This is a genomic window from Haloquadratum walsbyi J07HQW2 (assembly GCF_000415985.1).
In the GTDB taxonomy this organism is placed as follows: domain Archaea; phylum Halobacteriota; class Halobacteria; order Halobacteriales; family Haloferacaceae; genus Haloquadratum; species Haloquadratum walsbyi_B.
The window spans coordinates 3,420,088-3,441,679 of sequence record NZ_KE356561.1 but is presented as its reverse complement, the minus strand read 5'-3'; the positions used below and the strand labels follow the sequence as shown (position 1 = coordinate 3,441,679).

Annotated in this window: 13 protein-coding genes; 9 read left to right on the top strand and 4 right to left on the bottom strand. The window is 49.7% G+C overall.

Annotated features, from left to right (window positions below; all coding sequences use genetic code 11):
- Positions 1–670: 670 nt before the first annotated feature.
- Positions 671–1,258 carry a class I SAM-dependent methyltransferase gene (locus J07HQW2_RS15950; RefSeq protein ID WP_303704344.1) on the bottom strand — a complete coding sequence of 196 codons (588 nt, stop codon included), beginning with the start codon at positions 1,256–1,258 and terminating at the stop codon, positions 671–673.
- Positions 1,259–1,717: 459 nt separating this feature from the next.
- On the opposite strand from J07HQW2_RS15950, the gene J07HQW2_RS19280 reads away from it, so the two are divergent.
- On the top strand, positions 1,718–6,298 hold the full coding sequence (locus J07HQW2_RS19280) for a UvrD-helicase domain-containing protein (protein WP_021056696.1): 4,581 nt from the start codon (positions 1,718–1,720) through the stop codon (positions 6,296–6,298).
- 577 nt (positions 6,299–6,875) lie between these two features.
- Here the strand turns inward: J07HQW2_RS19280 and J07HQW2_RS15940 are convergent.
- The 3 genes from J07HQW2_RS15940 to J07HQW2_RS15930 are packed head-to-tail and all read right to left on the bottom strand — an operon-like array spanning position 6,876 to position 9,444.
- Positions 6,876–7,613, bottom strand: coding sequence for a hypothetical protein (locus J07HQW2_RS15940; protein ID WP_021056694.1), 738 nt, complete (start codon positions 7,611–7,613; stop codon positions 6,876–6,878).
- Positions 7,610–8,764 (bottom strand): ATP-binding protein, encoded by a 1,155-nt coding sequence (locus tag J07HQW2_RS15935; RefSeq protein WP_021056693.1) that lies wholly within the window; start codon positions 8,762–8,764, stop codon positions 7,610–7,612. The genes J07HQW2_RS15940 and J07HQW2_RS15935 overlap by 4 nt, the downstream gene beginning before the upstream one ends.
- Positions 8,765–8,775: 11 nt before the next feature.
- Positions 8,776–9,444, bottom strand: coding sequence for a hypothetical protein (locus tag J07HQW2_RS15930; protein ID WP_021056692.1), 669 nt, complete (start codon positions 9,442–9,444; stop codon positions 8,776–8,778).
- Between the two features lie 306 nt (positions 9,445–9,750).
- Between J07HQW2_RS15930 and J07HQW2_RS15925 the strand changes: the two genes are divergently transcribed.
- The 8 genes from J07HQW2_RS15925 (at position 9,751) to J07HQW2_RS19270 (ending at position 21,230) form a co-directional block, all read left to right on the top strand.
- Positions 9,751–10,275: a hypothetical protein gene (locus J07HQW2_RS15925; RefSeq protein ID WP_021056691.1), complete on the top strand. Its 525-nt coding sequence runs from the start codon at positions 9,751–9,753 to the stop codon at positions 10,273–10,275.
- A complete protein-coding gene (locus J07HQW2_RS15920) occupies positions 10,272–12,248 on the top strand; it encodes a coiled-coil domain-containing protein (RefSeq protein WP_021056690.1) in 1,977 nt (658 codons plus the stop codon). Before J07HQW2_RS15925 ends, J07HQW2_RS15920 begins: the two co-directional genes overlap by 4 nt.
- A 1,197-nt stretch (positions 12,249–13,445) precedes the next feature.
- Positions 13,446–14,648 (top strand): metallophosphoesterase family protein, encoded by a 1,203-nt coding sequence (locus tag J07HQW2_RS15915; protein WP_021056688.1) that lies wholly within the window; start codon positions 13,446–13,448, stop codon positions 14,646–14,648.
- Entirely contained in the window at positions 14,645–14,968 is a 324-nt protein-coding gene (locus J07HQW2_RS20140) for an AAA family ATPase (RefSeq protein ID WP_394324617.1), read from the top strand. Before J07HQW2_RS15915 ends, J07HQW2_RS20140 begins: the two co-directional genes overlap by 4 nt.
- Positions 14,884–18,051, top strand: a complete 3,168-nt coding sequence (locus tag J07HQW2_RS15910) for an ATPase involved in DNA repair (RefSeq protein ID WP_021056687.1) — start codon at positions 14,884–14,886, stop codon at positions 18,049–18,051. The genes J07HQW2_RS20140 and J07HQW2_RS15910 overlap by 85 nt, the downstream gene beginning before the upstream one ends.
- Entirely contained in the window at positions 18,051–19,346 is a 1,296-nt protein-coding gene (locus J07HQW2_RS15905) for a DNA double-strand break repair nuclease NurA (protein ID WP_021056686.1), read from the top strand. The genes J07HQW2_RS15910 and J07HQW2_RS15905 overlap by 1 nt, the downstream gene beginning before the upstream one ends.
- On the top strand, positions 19,343–20,302 hold the full coding sequence (locus J07HQW2_RS19275; RefSeq protein ID WP_021056685.1) for a helicase HerA domain-containing protein: 960 nt from the start codon (positions 19,343–19,345) through the stop codon (positions 20,300–20,302). Before J07HQW2_RS15905 ends, J07HQW2_RS19275 begins: the two co-directional genes overlap by 4 nt.
- A complete protein-coding gene (locus tag J07HQW2_RS19270; protein ID WP_021056684.1) occupies positions 20,259–21,230 on the top strand; it encodes an ATP-binding protein in 972 nt (323 codons plus the stop codon). The genes J07HQW2_RS19275 and J07HQW2_RS19270 overlap by 44 nt, the downstream gene beginning before the upstream one ends.
- Positions 21,231–21,592 lie beyond the last annotated feature (362 nt).

Sequence of the window (21,592 nt, the reverse complement as noted above, 5' to 3'; positions counted from 1 at the left end):
GGCTATCCTGTATCCCAGTCCGAATATCAACCCAATCTGGTGAGCATTTCACTACTTAATCGACACGTTTGCTTTCGATTGAGACTAATTCTCTGACAGCACATATTGATATAATATCTGTATGAATTCTCTCGGGGTCGGGGGGCTCGTGCCTGTTTCACTCGACCAGTTGCCCCGGTTCATGGACGAGGCACCCCCGCTCCAGAGACACTTGCGCCAACAGTCGAGTTTATACAATACTGTATAAACATTCTGGGGAGTCGACTCTGTACCTTATTCTCACCAATACATAAGTATATGAGTCACCCCGGGACGACATAGTCGGTTGTTGATTGTGGTATGTAACTATTGATCTTTCAGCAGATGCATACTCATTATACTATGTCATATCAAAAATATCCTGTCTGAGATAATATGCAGTCATCTCTCATTTGCCCATATTCCTCAGAAACCACGACCGCAAGATCGCAAGAGAAGTGTGGCTATTCACCTGCATCAGTGCAATAAAAAATCTGTCGACAGATCCATCCAGAGATCCATGCAACGACAGCAAAGCCGTGGGTAGTGTTTCGATGATCTGCCTGTGTGCAGATAATTATTGCAAGCGGTGTCGAGAGTCAGACTCAGATCATCAGACTGATTCTATGACACCGTCTTGGGAGTATACAAATCATTCGCGCCGAGCATGAACTACTATCCATGACCCGTCGTCGTGACCTTTTGAAGGAGATTCCACTGTTTCAATGGCTGTCTCAATTGGTTGTGTTAACGTCTTCACTGTGGTTATCTCTGTGAATCCGACGGACTGAAGTTCACTAACAACAGCCTCCACGTCACGCCATGTCGCCTTCTTTGCCATCTCAAGTGGATACGTCTCTTTCCAGTCCAGGGTATCTGGATACGCCTCTTGACCGGCTGCGGTGTCATATAGCTCGGCGAAAAGTACCATTTGCCCGCAGAAAGGAACGATTGCGTGCCCATCTGGCGACACCACACGGGCGAGTTCACTAAATACCATTTCAAGATCATTAACATATCCGATAACCCCGAGCAATGCGGCAAGGTCGATCTCATTCGTTGTGAGTGGAAGATCTTCAGCCGTTCCATGGTCAACGGAAATCCCCCGGTCCTGAGCTAATTGGGACATCGGCTCTGACGGCTCGACGCCACGGCTGATACCAAGTCGCTCAGTAAATTTGCCGGTCCCACACCCAATTTCAATCCCCTCCGACCACGTTTCGGGAAGTTGGGCCTCGATGGCTTGCGCCTCTGAGGCAAACAGTAGTTCGTTGCGGTCAAACCATCTATCGCACGCTTCAGCAGCGGTGATCTCAGTTATATTAGTTGATTATATTACTAGATAATAATACTTCTTGATATGTCATAGCGATTTGACTGGAATAATTAGTTCAGATAGAAATGATCGACTATCATGCCCAGCACTGACTGCTCAGCGAATCATTGGTAACCGTTCTACCGACTTAGCCACGCATCAGTCACTCTAACTGGAAACCAGGACCGACCAACGATGTAGTCTCTAGTGAGGCACCTGTTGCTCCTAGTATTCGCCGCGAAGTCGTCGCTTCGCCGCCTGATGGGATTGTGTTTCAAGCCCTTAATACACAGAAAGATGAGTGTAGCTGGGTACCATTTCAAACAACCACCAAACGGTAATCTGTCGATGGATACATACCACTCAAACTGGAATACGTGTCATATGCCAGGACTGAGTGGGACCGGTCAACCAACGACCGCCCCTCGATGTCCAGAAATGTCTGTCAGTTACAAGATGATTTCGACGGCTGACACGCAACCGATCCACACGTCAGAATTGTACGACATTTATCGCGTCGAGGTGCAACATGGGAACTCCACGACTCCGCTAGCAATCAAGCAACCAGCGACTGATCAAACAATCTCGGCAGCATTTGCCGAGCGGTTTTCTGAGAGAGCCGAGAAATGGGCGGCGCTTAGCGCAGTCGAATCAGCAGACAACGCTGATACGATCAGTGCTGGAGACCACATTGTTGATGTAATCGAATGGAGCGACTCACCTGTGCCGTGGCTCGCATTAGAGTACATGGACGGAGGGAGTCTCGCCACGAGATTGGAAAGTGGAGATCTCCCGCTGGAACAGGCGCTGTGGATCGGATACAGTGTCTGTCGGGCACTCTTGCATGCACACCAGAACGGAGTTGTACATCAGGATATCAAACCGGGGAATATTCTATTTAGACAGACGAACGGACGATGGCCGTTCCCCAAGATCGGCGACTGGGGCAGTGCTAAGACTCTAATGGATACGATAGACCACCAGGATATGACCGTGTCCTATGCAGCCCCAGAACAGTTAGATTCTGATAGTTTTGGTCAGCCAGACCAATCGACGGACCTCTACCAGGTGGGGACACTCGTGTATCGATTGGTCACTGGCAAGCTACCATTTGACGGTGACGCAGCGACGATCAGACAACACAAACTCACAACTGATCCCATTCCGCCGAGTCATCGTGCGGATGTCCCAGAGGCATTCGACGAGGTTCTGATGCCCGCTATCCAGCAGTCAAAGACTGCCCGATACGATACCATCGTGTATCTCCGAGACGAACTTGACGGATTACGTGACGTGTACGGTAAAAATGTCGGGATATCGACAGGATCCTCTATGAACCACCATAATACCGGACTGAATGAAGCTTCACAGGCGGTCTCTGAGACAAGGTCAGCGGCGACAGATACCACCCAACACGACCAATCTAATGATGAATCCGCTGCCGACCGCGCCGATAGTGTCGGATCATGGGAGAAGACTCGCGAGCGACTCGATGAACGAAAAAACCGGAGAACCTACGCTATTTGTCCGGATTTTCTACGGGGGCTGTTCTTTGCCACACTCGAAGCCGATATCGAGTCAGCTGAGACTCGCCGCGACGATTGTAAATCTCAGTTCGATGAACTGCGGACAGAAGCCCGCGAACAGCGCCATCTCATTGAAGAGGAGGCCTACAACGCCCAGTTGCTCGGTGAAGCATTCGCCGACGACGCTAACGAGACCGCTCGGAGGCTCGAACGGTTACAGACTGATCTGGGCGGGCTATTGGGGGAAAGCCGGGACTACCTACGGGCGAGCGAACAGCGGACCATTGAGACACTCTGTGCAGATCTTCACGAGTATGAACAGTACCTTCGTTCGAAATATAAGCTCACTCAAGCGGTCGAGACAATCGGTCCAAAACTCGAGTCAGCGACAGAGAGTGTCGATACTACTCTCTCTGAGGGTCAGTTGCTCACCACAGATCAAGAAGACGAGATGATGTCGTCTCTAAATGAAATCAGCCAGTCATTGCGAACCGTGCGACAGCAGCTTCGCACGGAGCCGCTCTCAGATGCTGATCTCCGTCAGCTCGACACCATGGTAGAGACGGAAGCCTCGTTGCGCTCTCAGGTGACAGACAACAACCCGAATATTGCACAATCTCGGGTAGCGACGCTGATTGCAGACATCGAGCCGATTATCGAGCGAGTGAACGCCGCTCTCCAAGACGCTCGACAGGAGGGTGCTCCACTTCCGGTTAATTTAGATGAACTCCAGTCGGAAATCGAGAGAGGTCAGTCTCGTCTCGCCGAGTTCCAGGAGACACGTGCACCCGAGTATCTCACTGACCCTCAGAGGGAACAGATTACCACGTTTCAGAGTGAATTACAGGCAGCTGAAACGTTCATCAGAGCTAAGTCTGATTTTGAAGGGGTTTATGAGCGGCTAGAGACAGAGCTGAGAGAGTGTTCTGTGACGATTGATGACACGCTAGATATGGATCACTACCTCACGGACGCCGAAGCTAGGCAATGTCTCGAATCCATCGAGACCGTTCGAACCTCGTTCGAAAACACCTCGCCACGACTGGAACCGCTCGCGGAAGTTGATAAAGCGGCATATGCCGAAATCGATACAACTCTCGATTCGCTCGAATCGCGTGTTCACGAGTATAACGAGCAGTTCCTCAATCAGGAACTCGATCGATTTAATAACACGTTCTCAGGGCTGGGAAATGAAGAGCTGACGCTCAACGATTCACAAAACGTGGCTGTGATGACGAACGAAGTACATAACCGGGTAATTGCAGGTCCAGGGACAGGTAAAACATTTTCACTGGCCTGCCGGGCAAAGTACCTCGTCGACAAGGGGACGCCACCAGACCGAATTTTGGCTCTGTCGTTCAATCGAGACGCTGCAAGTGAGATCTCATCGCGAATCAATGACCTCTTCGGAATCACAAATATCGACGCTCGGACACTCCACTCGATGGGAGGGAAGATAACGCGGAAAGCAAATCCTGACCACACAACGCTGGTGAATGTGCAGCGGATGCGGGAGATTGGGCGATACCGACGCCAGCTTCTGGATGAGGATCCAACGTTCCGACATCACTATGAGCAGTTCCAAGAGGCCTGGCAGAGCGAGCAACTTTCCATGGATCATCAGGAACAGAAGCAGTACGTCGAATCGCTCAAATACAGTTCCTCAAAGACCCGACGTGGAGAAACCCTCGATCCAACAGCTCATCAGGAGCGTGATGCGCATAGAAAGATTGCTGATATGTTATTTGAGTATGGCATCGAGTATAGATACCGACAGTTCGACGCAGCGGTTCGAGAGATGTCCGATGAAACCGTCATCCCCGATTTTACACTCCCAGATCAGAATGTCACGATCGAGTACTATCCATCCTCAAGAGTTCAATCTCAAAAAGATCAGTATAATAAAAAGCAAACGCTGAAATTAAGCCGGCAGGCCCAACAACAGGCACATCCTGACCGGAAAGTGATAGCCATACACGGTGATGATCACAGTCTTGAGACGATTCCGAAGTTGATTCGAGCGAAACTTGACACCCAGGGAGTCGATATGTCTTCTCGCAGAAGTGAGCGCGACCAGATCAACGCTGCGTACACACATGTCAAGACTATAACAGAGGTAGAAGAGGCGTTGAGTGAGTTCGTTAAGAAAGCCAAGAGCACTGGGTTTGAGCCCTCTGATCTCGAACGACTCGACAAAGAGGAAGACCCGATGGTGTATCACTTCAGCCACGCGGCAGCTATTCTCTTGAATGTGTATCAGGATACGTATGATCGATACGATGCACTAGACTATGAGGACATGATTCTTGAAGCCGTGGACCTACTAACCGAAGGAGTGGTTTCTACAGAGTTCAATTATGACCACTTCTTGATTGACGAGTTCCAAGATCTCGATAGGGCGCAAATCCGGATGGTTCAGGAACTACTGAATATAAACGACCGCCCACATCTGTATGCCGTTGGCGACGACTGGCAGAGTATAAATGGGTTCAGAGGAGCTCGACCAGAATATTTCACTGACTTCGAAGACAACTTTAGTCCCGCGGAAACCACAGAGTTGACTGTCAACTATCGGTGCCCTCCGGCGGTCGTCGATGCAAGTAACAGATTAATGTCCGAACGCTCAGGCGTAGTGCCGAAATCACTGGAGGCTGAATCGTCGGCAGAAACAATCCCAACGGTCCACCGCGTCGGTGGGCAAGACGAGTTCCAGTATGTTACCAACGGAGTCCATTGTATTTGTCAGTTAGTCGGTGAGTCGGTGTCTAAAGCCGGGCGCTCTCCCGATGAAATTCTGGTAATCGCACGTAACGAGCGTGGATCACGGTTTATGAGAGAGATTCGGGAAGGTCTAGAGGACCGTGGGATTCCTATCGGAGATTCGGATGGTGTCCGGGTAACAACTGCCCACAGTGCAAAAGGAACTGAGGCGGAACACGTGATCATTGCCAACGCAGCAGCCAATCGGTCCGACGGGTTTCCCAGCACCGGGAACGGCAATCAGCTGACGAAAGTCGTCGATCCACAAGAAACGAAACTAGCTGAGGAACGCCGTCTTTTCTACGTGGCAATTACGCGAACGAAAGATCGACTTGATATCCAGACCGACTCAGCCGCTGTGTCGCCGTTCATCACTGATATCGAGGAATTCATCGAGACAGTTCATGTCCCGTTCAACACAGACTGCGATAGGGTCAATATCGAGTGTGTCGCCAAGAGCACGGCACAACGGAGTAGATGGGAAATCGAACAACTCGGGACTCTGCGACTGAAAAACGGCTATGAATTCAACTACGTTGTCTCAGGTGACGGTGAAAGCGAGTCTGTAGAAACACTCACTCAGGGGACAGCATACCAGCTGAGCGGAATCAAGGTCGACGAATATGACAACCGTCCGCAACTCAAGATAGATGCCGATACCAAGGTGTCCCGTGAGTAGTTGTCCATTCTGTTATTTTGTGTTCGAGGAGAGAATAAACAGAGCAGAATAATATACTTCCGACTGATCACTGTGTTTATAAATTCCTACTATTACTCGTTAGGCTCCAAACTAACCCTTGAGGCTCGACTCATGTAATTCCGCGTGGAGACGTCATCAAAAAGAGGACTATCACCAGTATCAGTCAGTTTCTATCTCACCGCGTGGACTATTATGTAGGATCAGGTGATTTAATATTTACAGGCTGAGTTCCTTCCCCCCGATGAACGGAATGAAATGCAATCAGTAGGCGTACTCAACGCGGATTGTAAGGAGTATTATTCATCGAAGTGAATTAAAATAGAATAATAACAACGATCAGTTCATTATATTGCCGTCACTGCTGAGTCTGGCTGGGATGGTCCAAATCATATCCTCTGTGGAGACTGGCATCATCGATGGTGAGGATCGTGGTGATTCTCTGCTTTACTTTCAAATTCCGTCATGGAGGCGGAACATCCGATGCGAGAGCATAGCAAGTCCGTCCTTGGAGAGCGACCCGACGTAGTGATTTCGGTGGGCGAGTATGTCGAGGAATTTACTTGCGGGCGTAAAGATTCTCAACACGAGCGGCAATCAGTTCCAACTCATTTTGCCGTTCTTCGTCCAAGTCACTCCCACTCAATGGTCCACTGATTTTCGCATTCAGCTGGTCACGCGTGGTTCGGAGCTCAGTCAAGATCTTATCATAGTCGGGGTCAGTGCGTGTGTTGTTTTCGACAAAGTTCTGAATTTCAGTAACCCATTTTTGTGCTTCTGTAACAGAGGTTTGGCTTGCCTGTCGAAGATTTGTCGCCAGTGAAGAGGCGTGAGCCGCCGGTTCGACACCTCGCATCACTCCACCATCTGCCTCCATGTCGAGGAGATCAGCAAGTTGGTCTCTCGAAAGCGTGTCACAATCACGCTCGGCAGTGGCACGGACATCAGTCGTGATACCGAGTGAGACGACACAACTGTTCTCTACAACCAGTTGTTCGCCATTCGTGAGGTCTATGTCACGACTGCGCTGTCGGACCGTCACTGGGTTCGTACTGGTCTGATTATTTATTCGAATCCCTTCATCTATAGACTCGAACTGTACTGGGGCTTCTCCATCGTGCTTTCGAGAGACAGCCGCATCACGAACTCCTAAGTCGATTACCTCCTCACTTGTCTCTGCGACGATACTGTGCGTCCCATCGGCGATCCTGTAGACACCAACTGTCTCGTCGATCGGTACTTGCTGAACAGCGTCGCTCACCGAGGCATCTTGCTTCAATGTCAGATACCGTCTCATGTGTCATCCCAAGCATCTAGACTTGATGCCGTCTCAGCTATTGCAGTCTCGAGATGCGACTGACTAATCGGCACGATGTCATCTGAATCACGAGCCTGCTGAAGTGCCTTTCGTGCCGCTTTCGATGCAATCAGCTCGAGATCGCTCGCCGAGTATCCCTCGGTCTGATCTTTGATTTCCGTCCAATCGATGCTATCGGTGAGTACGGGTCGCTCCCGAAGATGTACTCGAAGGATTGCTGCGCGGGCAGTCGCATCCGGCGGTGGGACCTCAATTCGCTCGTCGAACCGCCGCCACGCTGCCCCATCGATATCGTCCGGGAGATTGGTCGCACCAACAATCACCACATCTTCACCTTTCATTTCAGACATCTCTGTGAGAAACTGCGTGATCATCTGGCTTTCACTCATCGTCTTTTGTGACCCACCACTCCGCTCGCTAGCGATCGCCTCAATCTCGTCAAAAAAGAGTAGACACGGCTGATTATCTCGAGCAACGCGAAACAGTTCTGCCATATTTTCGGCTGCTTCACCGACGAGCGAACTCGTGACTTCCGAGGCTTGCACATTGACATAATTGTATGATAATTCGCCAGCCAGCGCTTCGGTGACATATGTCTTGCCCGTCCCTGGAGGTCCGTGCAATAGAAGTCCGTTCACTATACCCAATTCGTATTCTTCATACAACTCCGGTCGTTCCAGCGGATCGATCACCTGGTCTCGAAGCGTTTGCTTGAGTTCGGTCATCCCGCCGACGTCGCCAAACCCCATCTCCGGCGGCGCCTCAAGATACATATCTGCATCTGTCTCGGACTCTTCATTACCAGCATCCGGAGAGCGTCCCGAGTGTGTTCCCGTCTGGCTGTCGGTCATACCGGGGTTTTCAGTCTCGTCGTCTGCAGATCGTAGGCTTCCGTCCCGACTCAGTTTCTTTGCAGCTTTTGTCAGATTCGACGCGAGGTTGCGTCGCTCTTGAGCCAGCGTGTCTGTCGTTTCGAGCTCCGCTAACTCTTTGAGGGCATCAGCACACTGCTCGTAGTATGTCGCCGCGGTACTGGCTTTGCCATTCTGCCGAGCCGCTTCAGCCTGCTTACGATATCGTTTGTATTCGGATTCAAAATACTCTTTCTGTGCGCTACGCTCTAAAGACATGATAGACTAGTTCAGACATCTGGAGTGCCTTCGAAATCATCTTCAATATCTACCAGCTCCTCTGTCTCGTCGGCTTCCATTGAATTGGCATCCAGTTCGTCTTCAATGTCGACTTGCTCGTCAGAGACACTGCCGGCTGCCATTCGTTCCATCATCTCTAGTTCCTCGCTTGCACCGTCTTCGAGATCATCGTCGAGAATTGGTACGTCGAGTGCCTCCTCAACTTGCTGCATATCTTCCATCTCTAGCCCAAATTCCGCCATCTGATCCATGATTCGTCCCTGTAGCTGGGAAGTATCGGCATCTCGGATGTGTTCGGAGAGGTTGACCTCAGAGTCTGCCGTGTCGAGCACGTCTCGCATTCCTTCGACCGAAATGATCGTTCCAAGCTTGACACTGTTTGCCTTGTACTCTCGCTTCTTCATTTCGTACTTCTTTTTTTCCAGCTTTGCCTTCTTAGCGTATACCCGGCGACGCATCTCGTCGGCCTCAGCACCTTCTCTAAGTAATTTCTGGTACTGCTGATTGTGTTCTTCGAGCTTTTGCTCTGTCTGTCTGAGACCCTGCTCGAGCTTTGCTTTGTCTTTCCGGAGTTCTCTATCGCTATACACGCTCTCGTCCAGCAGTGTCGTCGTACTGTCTGAGCCGAATCGGTCGTTGATCCAATCTGTTATTGACATGTGTTGATGATTGCCCGCCTACATTGACGTGTTGGAAAATGTGACTTCAGCTAGATATCTTTCGCCGGTAGTATAAATATTTCTACCAACTGACTGTCTAGAATTCTCTCCAAAATGGACGAATCACTATACTAGTATTTTGACGAGTTAGTAGATATGCCACTGTCCCCACTCGGATATCCTGGGGACTTGGAGGTAGTTATTTGTAGCTTGGCACTAAATCCAGGGTTGTGTCAAAGATCGACACCCGATACGGTACGATGTGGAGACTAACTCCCTCCCGGGGAGTCGATATGGACAAGAGCGATGGGATCTGATCGATATCTCTACGCAGTCGAATACGAGAGTGATGCAGAGCGCAAGCGAGTCGAGTATCTATTTGATAATTGGGTCGACGGGACTGTCGACCGACCAGAGGGACTCGTTCGCGTCGCAGAGGGCGCAGCTCATGATGAGTTATATAAGCAATTAATCAACAAAGTCCCAGCAGAGCGCGTATCTGCGTACGAACTTGAGTCAGCCGACACCAGCGTCGAACCAATGACGGTCCGGGTGAGTCAGACCATTGCCGCCCCGGTTGAGGCGATTGAGTCGTTCATCCAGTACATGTTTTCCAAAAAAAAGGCTGGACTACAGTCGGCAAAACACAACGAATATGAGGTGTATACTAAGAAGGGGCGCGCCACTGTGTCGTACACGCTCACCGAGGCTGAGGGTAACGTGACTGTTGAGATTAGTATCATCGGTCACGACCCGGCACCAACGTTCCTCAGAGACTTTTTCGAGACCGAACTGACGAATTACGCTGAGAGCCAATCACAACAGCCATGACCGATTGCCAGAGTTACCTCACAGAGCTCACATATACCGCTCAACAGATTCTTGACGAGGACCTCGCTGCACTAGGGCGGATGCCAGAACGCGCACGTATCGAGCGGTACAATGATATCAAGGCGAATGAACAGGAATTGATCTACGAGTATGGGCGGGACTGCCCGGATTTCCTCACCACATCAGAGGAAGACCGCGTTCGTGGTGACTGCCGATTAGCACGGCTATTGATCGCTGCGAGTTTCTATGCCGACGCGACAGTCCCACAGTCACTTGATAATGACTTCATTGAGGCCGAGCTGCAAGCTGTCGTCGACTTCGATCGGTACAAACAGTTTGACATACTTGATCAGGAACAGATCAACAAGCAAATACGTCGCATGGAAGGAGAAGTGTACGAACTCGTTCAGGAGTATACATCGACCCAGATTGGCGACATGGATCAGCTCATCCAGAACCCCAATGTCCAACAAGATGTCATTGATCGGCTCGTTGAGCGGTATGAAGACCGTCACGAGCGAATCCGACAGGGTTTTTTCACTTATGTTGAGGCTCATGGATTAGAGCACATGGTCGAACAGATTGAGTCGGCTGTGGAAGCCGTCGCAGACGCGACCGAAACTCGTGAACAGGTAACCACGGATGTTACCAAAGAGGTCAAGCGACTATCAGAGTCAATTGGAGACGAGTATCTTCAACGAAAAAGTCAAATCGACGCCGAACTCCGTGATATCGAAGCAGAACTCGCAGGGGGAACAGCTGAGGCGACAGAACTCAAAGACCGACTCGATTCGACTGAAGAATTAGGGAGTGTGCCGGTCGACGAACTTGACGCAGGAATCGAACGGGTTCAAGAACTCACAGATAAACTCAATGAGACGAGGCAGGCGCTTGAGACCGCCCGTAAAGAAAGTTCACGCGCAGAGCGACCAGCCACGCGAAAAGAAGCCACACAAATGCTTGATGCCGAGCTAGAAAGAATTGATAATAAGCGAAACGAACTTTATGAGCAAGTTAATCAGCTTCAGCGTGGACGTGAAGAGATGACGGCGTCACGGGACCGGGTTCAACGACGGCAGGCAGAGCTGGAACGACGGATCGACAATCTGAATACTTCTGCCGGTGATATTAACGGGATTCGTGGAGAAAATGTGGTCACTGCGAGCACAGCTGCGCTGTTCGAGATGGATTATATCGGTCGATTTGACACCTCAATTCGGGAAGCCGATTGTATCACGCTCCCAGAGAGAGAGTTTACCGTGCCAGAGGGATACTGGAGTAGTCGAAATGTCCGGCAGAATCAGGAACCACAGATGAAATCGCTGTTAGACGACAAGGAGGAGGAAGACGTGGGTGCGTATCCGACAAACCAGACCTCACGATACGAAGTAACGAAGAGTGCTTACATGGGTCTCAGTCGAACGCGTGAGTTGGTTATCCATGCAAGTGTGTACTCTCACCTCGAAGCGTACGCGACGAATGGATTCGACGGGTTGCCGACTGGTCTCGACGACGTATTAGACATTGTGGGTGAGATTGTTCGAGAAGCAGAGCGTCAACAGGTCCACCATATCGTAGGGATCGCTTCACCAACTGGTTGGACAGACCGGGTTCATGAGCACGTCGATGATACTGAGTTCGCCCGGACACATTACAGCCAGTACGTGAGTGTTTGTTTCGTCGACCTTCGAGACGGGAGTCTGATTTATAATAAATCTGACCCGCTGCTGACCGATAACATTGAGCTGTTTGAGCGGGCGATATCCGCAGAAAAACTTCACAAGTGTGTATCGATAGTCCGGAATGAATATCTTGATTCACTTGGTCGGGATACGGTGTTTGCAGAGGAAATCACGACAGACCACGATTTCGAGTCACACATCGTCAAGCGGGCATTCGATCGTCTGGAGTCGACTGACGCTGCTGAGCAGTTGTACATCGAAGAAGACGGTCTTGCACTCCACAGCACGTAATGGAATCGTGATCTAAGATGTACATAGTCTGAATGTTACCGTATTCCAATTATATATTTTTGAAACTTGATCAAGAATCACATATGGACTGCTGTTCAAGGACAAATTCGGACTATGGTTGATGATATATCGGATTGATTTATTACTCATACTGGTGGCGATTGTCGATCCTGGAAGGGCTGTCACAGAGCGACTGATGATATAATATAGGTACGGTTGTTATTACATTTTGATGAAATAATCATAAATACTATCATTATATCAATTGAAAATTATAATGCAAACCTACTGATATTTCAGACATAGTTATTATTTTCATGATGATTGTATTTATACGGATGTTCTTACGTGATAGAGTCGTTATATCCACATTCAAACATTTCGTTAGCATATGAGACGTAAATTTGCGCACATGCAGGTAGACAGACACGAAAATCGAAAAAAGTAGTTATGAATCGTGCACATGAAAAAGAAATACAAAACCGACTGAGTGCTATCCCGAACAACGTGTATGGAACAACGGTAATTGCGGTCAAGTGAGTCAGCGGTAATCGAATTACTGGTATTAGACAAAACGGCGGGGCGGACTCCAAATACAAAACCAAGATCAACACAGATAGGTGAACTCGAATAGTCGGACACCCCCCGTTTTCGAGTTGTAAATACATATCAGACTCTCATAACACTAGTTTTGTTGAGCAACTGATTCAATTACTTGGATAGTCGGACTGATAGTCGACTCTTCGCAGCCTGGGTTCTCAGAATCACAACTCATTACGAATCCTCGTCACGATCGTCTCTGTATCCTCGGGAAGGGGAGGATACATACACACTCATGACTCTACCATATCTCGACGCCATCAGAATACCAATTGGGGATAATTTAATTGAGAGAGAGCACAGGTGGATGCATGACGATCGATGAGAATATTGTTGTATTATGACGTCAAATTGATATTCCGAATCATATCGACGACAGACTCGCCGCTGAGACCGTCGAAACTCGGTCGACGACACGATGCCATATCATCATCGTATAATACCGTGAACAACCTCGGAGGCATTCTCCCTCTAAGTCTGTAGACTAATCCTCAGCTCAATCATACGCCGTGAGTACGCCTACTGGCGTAGTTCGACATAATCTCAAAGTACATAATGATTTAAATATGACCAAATATCAATGTGATATACTCTCAAATGGCAACTAGTGATCATGCCGATCAATCAGCACATGGCGGTGCCAGCCAAACCAGAATCCTTCATATTTCTGACACACATCTCGGATATAGACAATACCGAAGTGACCTCAGACGAACCGACTTTCTTGCTGCCTTCTCTCAGGGAGTTGATCTAGCTATCGAACACGATGTTGATGCAGTGATTCACACTGGGGATTTGTTCGACATGCGCAACCCGCCTAACACTGTATTGTTAGCCTGCATCAGCACCCTCCACGAGTTGTCTGCTAATGATATCCCCTTCTATGGAATCGTCGGGAATCACGAGCGAAAACAAGATGTTCAGCATCTTGACCTAATCCATGAAACTGATGTGGCTGATCGTCTTGATGACGAGCCAACCGTGATCAATGGTGACGTTGCTCTGTATGGGATTGACAGTGTCCCACAGCCTGTGTGGAACAATCGTGAGTTCGATCTCGCTGAACCGCCGGGTGACTGCTTCAACATATTAACCATGCACGAACTACTTGCGCCACCACTTCCAGAGATTGAAGCCGATCATGAGCTGACCGATGTGCTCAATCGTCTTGATATTGATCTCGATGCGATTGCACTTGGTGACGATCACACGCCTCGAAGTGACCGAGTGGACGGTATCGAGGTTTGGTATCCCGGGTCAACTGAACGAACTGCCAGCGATCAGCAGGACCAACGCTCCGTTCAGTTACTTGAAATTGAGGACGCTACTCTCACACGCACTCGACTCCCACTCGACACACGCCCGTTTCATGACATTCAGGTACAGTTTGATGAGGGCGATATGCTTGAGCACGTAGTAGATGTTCTTAACCAACATAACTTCGCTGATGGTGTCGTGGAAATTACCCTCGCTGGCGAACCGACTGCCACGTCCTCCCGAGACGTTCGAAAGGTTGCACTCGACAAGGGAGCGGCAGTGTGCCAAGTCAAAGATCAGCGTGGGGGACCCGAACTAGACCCAACAGAGGGACCGACAGGTAACGCTGAAAGTATCGACCATCGGATTGAATCGCGTATCGAAAAGCTAGACGTGAGTGCCGTTGTGACCGAGATTGAGTCAGACCTCCGCACGGGTTCCCCAGCAAGCACTGGGCTCGCCGATGATATTCAAGAGGACATAGAGACCGCAATGAATACCGCACACGATGATATCCTCACGACAGAGAGAGGAAATAAATGAAAATTACCTCACTTCGTATTAAGAATATCCGTAGCTATGACAGTGAGACGATTACCTTTCCAGAAGGATCTGTACTCATTCACGGTGAGAATGGTGCTGGCAAGACTTCGTTATTGATGTCCATCTTCGGTGGGCTATACCAGTCAAAAATCACCAGTGCCGGTGCCACTCGTTCAATCTTGATGGGTTCGTCCGTCGCGGCGAGAATAAAGGCGAAATCGAACTTGGTTTTACTGTGGATGGCGTCGAGTATACCGCACTCTGGGAGATATACACGACTTCCACGGCCAGTACCGCTGAACTGCGGTCGCCTGCACTGACCAACCCTGTCTCCGGAGTCCGAGCTGTCGCAAGCAAAGTCACGTCCTTGCTTGGAATGAGTGCCGATGACTTCGTGAATTCTGTGTACGTGCAACAGGGAGGCATTGACCGATTGATCAAAGCAAATAATCGGGCTGAGATGATCGACGGGTTACTCGGGCTAGACCAGATTGACACCTACATTGAGCGTGTGAAACAAGCCCGCCGTGCTGCTGGGCGTGTGGAGGACAACGCAAGTAGCAACGCAGAGTCACGTCGAGATAACATTGATGTGCAGTTTGACCGTGATGTCAGTGAGTTTGAATCCGAAATCGGGCAACTGCAGTCACGTATCAGCACCATCGAGTCAAAAATTACAGAGGGCGAAGACTATCTGGACACGCTCGAAGATCGCCACGATGAGGTGACAAGTCAAATTTCCAGCTACGATGACCTTGCTGAGCAAACTGAAGATTTGAAACAAGAGATCGATGAGTGTAGGGACGAACGGGCACAACACCAGCAGAATCAGTCGAAAGTCTCCGATGAGGTTGATAGCTTGTCCGACCGTCTATCCGAACGCGATTCCGAAATCCAATCCCATGCAGAGGGACTTGACTGGGACGTATCTACACGAGAGGGGGCTATGGACTCACTCGATCAGGCTCGGGACAAAGTATCAACAATTGAGGATAGAGTCATCAACGAACGTGAAACGCTCCAAGATATCAAGTTAGAATTGCAGGATGAACAGCGGGAATTAGGCACACTGGAAGATAATCAACAGGAAATTGAGGAAAAGATTGCGGAGACTGAAGCTGAACTCGAACAGATGGACGAACAAATCGAGCAGTTTTCTGTACGGATCAATGACCTTGCTCCGGATGTCTACGAGCAACTGGTCCGATACGTGCCCACGATCAGCACCGCCGAGAACGTAGATCTGAGTGGGGTCGAGCAAGTGCCGGACTGGGACAAACTTCCTAACGGTGACCCACGCTCACGACTGGACGAGCAGATTTCGTCAGTTGAAGAAGAGCTATCAGAAGAAGAAGACGCTGTCACGAGTCTTCAAACCACTATCAGCACACGTCAGGATCAACTTCAATCAGCCGAGGAGACAGTGCGCACTGAGGAGACCGAAGTTGAGTCTGCTCGTGAAATGGTCGAGAAAAAAGAGTCTACATTATCGGCAACGCGGAGCCGAGCTGAAACGCTGTTTGAAGAATACCAACACCGATGGGATGCACTGACTGACACAGCCGACAGACTCGGCATATCATTAGATGTATCTCTTCAAACCACAAGTGTAGAGAATTTAGATCTGAGCACGACTCCTGCCGCAAAAATGGCGGTTGATAACACCGTTCAACAGGAACGAAACTCGATCCAAGATGATCTTCAGGACGCCAAAGACCAGCGGGTTAATCTAGAGGCTAAACTTCAACAACTGGAAGACGACATCTCGGAGCTGGATAAACTCGGTGACGAGGGCAAGTGTCCACAGTGTCGTCAGCCTGTTGACGGCGATCACGTCTCTGAGGAGATTGCGACTCTCGAAAAAGAACACGACAGGGTTTCGAACCAGCTGGATTCGGTTCGAGATCGGATCGACCGCCTATCATCTGAGGAGAGCTCTGTGAGTGACCTCCAGGCATCTTTGGAGGAATTGACCACGTTCTTCCGGCAAGAAGTGTCAGATGCCACCCGTGAGCTATCGACCGCAAAATCCGAACAGGACCGTGCGGAAAGTCGGTTGGCTGACGCTCAGTCTGACCTGCAAGAAGCAAAGAAAGCTGTCGAGGAGATTCGAGAGCAGATCCAAGACACGGAAACTGACCTGAGAGAGAAACAAAATGTCATTCCGGAATTATCCAGTCAACTTGAGACGCTTCAGGAACTTCGGGGTGACATGAGCCAACTCGTGGAACTATACAACTCCCGTCAACTATACCAAGACGAGGTAGAGAGAATTACGACAGAACTGGAGGAAGAGCTTGAACCACGGGTAAGTGATCTCGATAGCGAGATTGAAGCGAAACGTGAGAATGTTGATGATTTGAAGAATCAAAAGTCAGCACAGGAGGCAACAGTGTCGCAACTCCGCGAGGAAGCGAGCTCAATCGAGCAAAACGAGGTCGATCCACTCGAGACCATCGTAGACCTATACGGCGACCGGGAATCGCTTGCACAGAAGTTGGACAACAAACAGGACAAATTGCAGGAATTGTCAGATAAAGTCAACTCACTGACCGAGGAGATTGCGACCCTCGAGAGTGAACGCGAAGACATACTTGACGAGATGGGTGGGGTGAATGTAGATGAGTTAGAGGAAGCAAAAAAGGATCTTACTCAGAAAATTTCTGAGATTGAGGGGAATCTTGAGAATAAACGGAACGAGCGGAGTAAACTTAACGAACGACGAGTCCAATTGATACAGCAGCGTAATCAATTGCAAGATTTGAAAGCTCGTATCGAAGCGTACGAACAACGGGCTGAGTGGGCGAACCAACGGCACGCTGAGTTTGATCGACTCCTCACAATGTACGAATCGGTGAAGTCTGAACTGCGTTCCGAGTACCTTGCGTACCTCAACCGATACGTCCGCGACGTGTTCGACTCGCTGTACACGAATACCGCATATCAGCGAATCGTCATTGACGAACAAGAGCGCTCTCGAAGTAATCGGCTGGATTATTCAATCAAATTACAACGCGATGACGGAGTGATGGAAGATCCAAGCAACGCATCCGGTGGTGAGCGGGCTCTAATCAATCTCGCGCTTCGGACTGGTCTCTACCGCCTGATTGCTGAGTTGCAGGGCGGGAACACGGCTGAGTTGCCTCCGCTCATCCTAGACGAGCCGACCACGTTCCTTGACGATGAGCATGTCTCACAACTGGAAGGGATGCTCGACACCGTCCAGAGTTGGAATGTCCCGCAGGTGTTCGTTGTCTCACACGACCCGTCGCTGGTAGACGGGGCAGACCACACGTGCGAGGTGGCAATTGACGAGACAACTGACACAAGCTCAGTTACGCTCTCGACTACAAAAACTGCTGTTGAAGACCCTATCACTACGCTAACTGGTGGTGATGACTAGTGGATCAGCGAAGCTTCTCTGTCATTGGTGAGCTGCTCCAAACAGTCGATGTAGCCATTCCAGACGATCTGCCATCGCAAACGGAGCGAGCCCGGTCTGCCTTCGAGCATCTTCATTTTGAAGATGGAACTGTATCTTCAATCGGCGATCCGGCTTACAAGCGGATTTCCATCGGAGAGATTGGCTCGTGGTCCGGCGACCCCTGGGATGACTGCCCGACATACGGTATTGATGCAAGCACTACACGACCGATCGAATACACTAATGGACTGGCTCTGGATATTGCACATGCCAAGCTAGCTGTCTGCGGAGCAGATGCTGACCGGTCAGTTGAGACTGCGAGCCAGATTACAGCTGCAGTGTACTACGATAATCCGGATGCGACCCTTCGGGACGAGACAATCAGCGAGGGTGATATCCATGCCGATCTCGTTCGGTTCCCAACATCGACTGCGTCCACACGTGATATAACCACCTCCTTGTCCACTACCGCACAAAAGTTAGCAGAAGGGGGGCATGCTGCCGACTCACTCGACCAGATAGATGGTCCACTGTTCATTGACGGTTCAGTGCTTCCACTCGGTATCATGTATTGGTTACTGGCAGAGGAAATCGGACAAGACTCCCCTGCAGCTGTGTGGGATTTACCAGAAAAGATCGCAGAAAATTACGTCGAGATCATCGATCAGCAGTATGCGGCTGGTAACCCAGTCATTGGTGTTGTAAAAACAACATCAGCAATTGAAACAGTAGAATCGCTTCGGCAGAAGGTGTCTGCAAATGGACTGACTGACTCTCGCGGTCGTGAACTTCCAGTGCCGTGGACTCGGGACGAGCAATTTTTCGCACAGGTGCTCTATGATGCTCAAGATGAGTATCTGAGTCACTTCACCTTCACTGACTGGTTCGTTTCAGAGGGGCAAGTAATCGGCAACAGTGTACTCCGTTTGCTTGAGCCACTCTCGGACAGCCTGTCACATGGAGAGCCCGAACAGTACCGTCGGGCTTTCTGCTACTGTCGGCTTCCAAAAACTGGTGACATGCTTCGCATCGAAACGCCGTACCTGATGGTACAAGACGAGTCTACACGTCAAGCTGTCAAATGGAAGGCACTCAAGGAGATTGCCGCCCGTCGTGGCGTACCCCGAGCGATTCAGCGGGCAGACACACTCGCACAGATTACGCGGGATAACCGTGAAGACATAGAGGCGATGATCACTACGTCAAATGCAACATTCGAGCACAACGAAGATGGTCGGTGGAGAGATCTTCTTGGAGAGGGAATATTATCATGACTGACGATGTAAATGAACTTCTTGATTCTGACCCATTTAGTAGCAATAGTTCTGAAAGTTCTACCAATCCAGACGTCTCATCACAATCCGATGGTAGCGACACCACTGGTGGAGTGACCGACTCTGGATCTGTGGACACTATGACCAACGGGATGCAGACTGTCTCACCCGAGAAGACGATAGACCACTCCAACTTAGGCATCGGTCACGTACTCGCAAGCAATCAAATTCGTATTTCACGTCAAGGACACAACCTCTCTGTGTTCGTCGTTCCGGACCAACGTGAGACGGTCGAAGTTGGTGACTACGTCCAGATTCCGTACCCTGACGGTGACACCTATCTTTTTGCTGCCGTTGAAGGACTCCGATATGAGCCCTACAGCGACATTGACGACCGGAATGAATCGTACAGCCTCATTGAGTCCGGCAGTGAGATTGATGAGTCTGAGTTTGTCCAGGTGGCCGAGCTAGACCCGCTAGCAATTCTTGATTCTACTGGTGATGATGTGACCCGTCACACGGTCAACCGCGTTCCGAAGCCCAATGCTGTTACCGAATTGTCTCGAAATGACACATACCTACGAACTGGACTTAATATCCCACAGGACGGTCTGTTCGCTGGCTATCTATCGGTCGGTGGAGCTCCAATAAATATCAACGATCAAAAATTCCCGTATTACATCTCGAACCCTGGTATCGATCCGAAGACCAACGATGTCGAAGATGGTGAACCAGCGGTGTTTCGGCACACACTTGTTGCGGGCTCAACAGGCACCGGAAAGACACATTTTGCGAAGAATTTGCTACGACAGCTTGCTGACACGAAGCGGTATCCGGTTGAGGTAAATATCGATGATGCCCCTGACCGAGCACAGGCAGGCATGATCATCTTTGACCCTGAAAACGAATACGGTGAGCTTAGACGAAAAAAACCCCTCATTGGATATCAAAAATGAATTGCGGCAACATGGGGTCGCCTTCGGCGGAATTGATGATCTCGAAATATTCGTCCCTGAGGTTAACAGGACACGGTTACCAGACACAGGTGCCTCACGTGAGCTGTCGATTCCGTTCAGTGTCGTCGACGATGAGCCACAGTTATTGATGCCGTTCGATAATATGTCTGACGTTACTCGTGGTGCGATTGTCTCATGTATCAATGCGTATTTCACTGCTGTCGAGTCACGGTCAGTCAGTGAACCGACCTACGACGATTTTATTAGTTTTCTCGAGGAGCACGACGACGATAGTAGCCAACTCCGCACTGACAACGATATCACGTCACGCACCTGGTCGGCGGTGATGCGGCGGGTGGATCGATCAGAATACAGCGCAGTGTTCGACGCTGGGGGGGCACCATTTACCGAGATGACCGACGCGATGTTCCGTCCCGGTCGTGTGACCGTTATCCCGACGAGTCATATTCGTGGAAAGAAGGAGGAACTCGTCGTTTTGTCATTATTGTCGTATATCATTGAAAACAAGTTGACAGACTATGAGGTTGATTCAGCTGTCAAGGGCACACCATTGTTGGTCGCACTCGATGAAGCTCACACGTTTCTGTCAGAACCGTCAAATACACGTGAGCAATACATCGTGTCAAAAGCTCGGCAGGCTGCCAAGCAGGGACGAAAAGAGTTACTCGGACTGCTTGCAATCACGCAGAACCCCGATGACATTGATGATGAAATACTCAAACAGATCAACACGAATATTTTTCTCCAACTTCGTAGAGAAGTTGTTCAGGACGTTCCGTCAGTCCCGCGTGAGTTTACCAACGAGATCCCGAAGTTTGCCAAAGGACAGGCTATCGTGAAGGCACCAGATGTGGAGGCTGTAGAGGTTCGTGGTCTTCCTCAGTGTGTAACTCGTCACGATAACTAAGATATCTTAGTGCGTTTTCTGAACTATAATTCGCATCGTTTTGGCAAAACTGGTATTCTTCACTCAATGCGTGTATTCGCAATGATAGTAGGTGTTGATGTGTATCTGTGAGATCTGACGCTCAAAACCGTCGGACCCGTGGTTATCGTATATACTTGTGTATATGATTTTTATTCTGGAGAGCCATTGAATTGTGATAGATCGTCGTGCTCACAATGCGGTGCTCCTCTAGCACAGACTCGCTCTGGATGTGAGCCGCGTATCCAACAATGCAGACAGTGATTTCATTGATCACTGCTGATATTCCGGTCATTGCCTTATGTAATAATCTGATTTCGTTCTGTTTAACTGTTACATAAGGT

What these genes read in the sequence shown, in the direction of transcription:
- J07HQW2_RS19280 (WP_021056696.1), top strand. Translation starts at nt 1,718, where the DNA reads ATGCCAGGACTGAGTGGGACCGGTCAACCAACGACCGCCCCTCGATGT.
- J07HQW2_RS20140 (WP_394324617.1), top strand. Translation starts at nt 14,645, where the DNA reads ATGAAAATTACCTCACTTCGTATTAAGAATATCCGTAGCTATGACAGT.
- J07HQW2_RS15925 (WP_021056691.1), top strand. Translation starts at nt 9,751, where the DNA reads ATGGGATCTGATCGATATCTCTACGCAGTCGAATACGAGAGTGATGCA.
- J07HQW2_RS15935 (WP_021056693.1), bottom strand. Translation starts at nt 8,764, where the DNA reads ATGTCTTTAGAGCGTAGCGCACAGAAAGAGTATTTTGAATCCGAATAC.
- J07HQW2_RS19275 (WP_021056685.1), top strand. Translation starts at nt 19,343, where the DNA reads ATGACTGACGATGTAAATGAACTTCTTGATTCTGACCCATTTAGTAGC.
- J07HQW2_RS15915 (WP_021056688.1), top strand. Translation starts at nt 13,446, where the DNA reads ATGGCAACTAGTGATCATGCCGATCAATCAGCACATGGCGGTGCCAGC.
- J07HQW2_RS15920 (WP_021056690.1), top strand. Translation starts at nt 10,272, where the DNA reads ATGACCGATTGCCAGAGTTACCTCACAGAGCTCACATATACCGCTCAA.
- J07HQW2_RS15940 (WP_021056694.1), bottom strand. Translation starts at nt 7,613, where the DNA reads ATGAGACGGTATCTGACATTGAAGCAAGATGCCTCGGTGAGCGACGCT.
- J07HQW2_RS15930 (WP_021056692.1), bottom strand. Translation starts at nt 9,444, where the DNA reads ATGTCAATAACAGATTGGATCAACGACCGATTCGGCTCAGACAGTACG.